At 72.6% G+C, this 2,169-nt stretch carries 2 protein-coding genes; both read left to right on the forward strand.

Going from position 1 to position 2,169, the window contains the following annotated elements; genetic code table 11:
- Positions 1-997: molybdopterin cofactor-binding domain-containing protein (locus ABNT58_RS04630; protein ID WP_348752335.1), on the forward strand; the 997-nt coding region annotated here is incomplete at its 5' end.
- A 60-nt stretch (positions 998-1,057) separates the two neighbouring features.
- Positions 1,058-2,169 (forward strand): DUF1800 domain-containing protein (locus ABNT58_RS04635; protein ID WP_348752336.1); only part of this gene is annotated, 1,112 nt, incomplete at its 3' end.

The following is a 2,169-nucleotide window of genomic DNA, read 5'->3' on the forward strand; positions in this document are numbered from 1 at the left end:
GGCCCGTGGCCGGCTGCGCGGCCGCGGCATCGCCACCTTCCTGGAATGGACCGGCGGCAATGCGCTGGAAGAGCGCGTGGTGGTGGACGTCACGGCCGATGGCTACATCGAACTCACCTCGGCCACGCAGGCCATGGGCCAGGGCATCGCCACCAGCTATGCGCAACTGGCGGTGGACGTGTTCGGCGTGCCCATCGACCGCATCCGCGTGCTGCAGGGCGACACCGACCGCGCCAACGGCTTTGGCAGCGCAGGTTCGCGGTCCCTCTTCACCGGCGGCTCCGCGGTGCGGGTGGCTTCCGAGCGCACGGTGGACACGGCCCGCCAGCTGGCGGCCGAAGCACTGGAAGCCCCGGCCGGCGACATCGAGTACCGCGAAGGCCGCCTGAGCGTGGCCGGCACCGACCTGGGCATTGGCCTGTTCGAGCTGGCTGGCCGCCAGCCCACGCAGCGCATCACCGTGGACGTGACCAATGCCGTCAGCGCCCCCAGCTGGCCCAACGGCTGCCACATCTGCGAGGTGGAAATTGACCCCGCCACCGGCCAGGTGGCCATCGTGGCCTATGCCTCGGTCAACGACATCGGCCGCGTGGTCAGCCCCGCCATCGTGCGCGGGCAGATCGAAGGCGGCGCGGTGCAGGGCATTGGCCAGGCGCTGCTGGAACAGGTGGTGTACGACGGCAGCAGCGGCCAGCTGCTGACGGCCAGCTTCCTGGACTATGCGATGCCGCATGCCGACGGCTTCGTCGGCTTCAAGACGCAGTTCGACACCTCCATTCCGTGCCTGACCAACCCGCTGGGCGTCAAAGGCGTGGGCGAGCTGGGCACCATCGGCGCCACGCCGGCGGTGGTCAATGCCGTGATCGACGCGCTGGACGCTGCCGGCCAGGGCGCTGCGGCCGAGCGCATCCAGATGCCGGTGACCGCCGAGCGCGTGTGGCGCGCGCTGGCCGGCGACTACGACCCGGCACCGCTGGCCGACCTGCCGGCCGCGTAAAAAAGCCTTTCAGCGGGGCGGCGGCTTCAACCGGCACCCGCCCCGCTGCGTTGCAAAGGCATGCAGTACCCCGACGCCGCCCGCCGTGCCGCCATCGCCGCCCACCGCTTCGGCCTGGGTGAAGCCACGCTGGACAACGTGCGCCCCGATCCGCTGGCCTGGCTGCTGGCGCAAGTCGGGCCTGCCGAACCCCAGCTCGACCTGCCCGGCAAGCCCGCGCTGCCCAGCAGCGCCGAAGCGGTGGCGCTGCAGGCCGACGTGGTGCGGCGGCGGCGCATGGCGCGCGAGGTGGATGCAGCCGCTTCCGCCCCGGCCGCCGTTGTCTCAGAACAACCGCTGCGTGAGGCCCTGCTGGCCGACCAGCGCGCCCGCCTGGCCACCGCCGTGCGCAGCCCGCGGCCCTTTGCCGAGCGGCTGGCGATGTTCTGGAGCAACCACTTCACCGTGTCCACCGGCAAGGCCAGCATGCGCGGCCTGGCCGGCAGCTTCGAGCGCGAGGCCATCCGCCCGCACATCGCCGGCCGCTTCGAGACGATGCTGGTGGCCAGCACCACGCACGCGGCCATGCTGCGCTACCTGGACAACGAAAGCTCCGCCGGCCCCCTCTCGCGGCTGGCCACGCGGCTGGCGCAGCGGCAAGCCCGCCAGCCCGAAGACGCCGCACTGGCCAGCCGCCGCGTGGGCCTGAACGAGAACCTGGCGCGCGAGGTGCTGGAGCTTCACACGCTGGGCGCCGTCTCGGCCCGCCAGGGCGTGTACACGCAGGCCGACGTCACCGCCTTCGCCAAGGTGCTCACGGGCTGGCGGGTGGTGACGCCGCCAGCGCCCGACAGCGCGGCACCGGCGAAGGACGCCTTCGTGCCCACCCGCTTCGACCCGGCCTGGCATGAGCCCGGCGCGCAGCCGCTGCTCGGCCGTACCTTCGACGACGCCGACGACGGCCGCAGCCTGCTGGCCGTGCTGCAGCACCTGGCGCAGCACCCGGCCACCGCCCGCTTCGTCTGCGGCCAGCTGGCGCGCCACTTCGTGGCCGACGATCCGCCGCCGGCGCTGGTCGACCGCATGGTGCAAGCCTGGCAACGCAGCAATGGCGACCTGCCCACCGTGTACCAGGCGCTGCTCACCAGCCCGCAAGCCTGGGCGCCCGAGCCGCAAAAGCTCAAGACGCCGGA

This window comes from uncultured Aquincola sp. (assembly GCF_964001545.1).
GTDB lineage: Bacteria > Pseudomonadota > Gammaproteobacteria > Burkholderiales > Burkholderiaceae_C > Aquincola.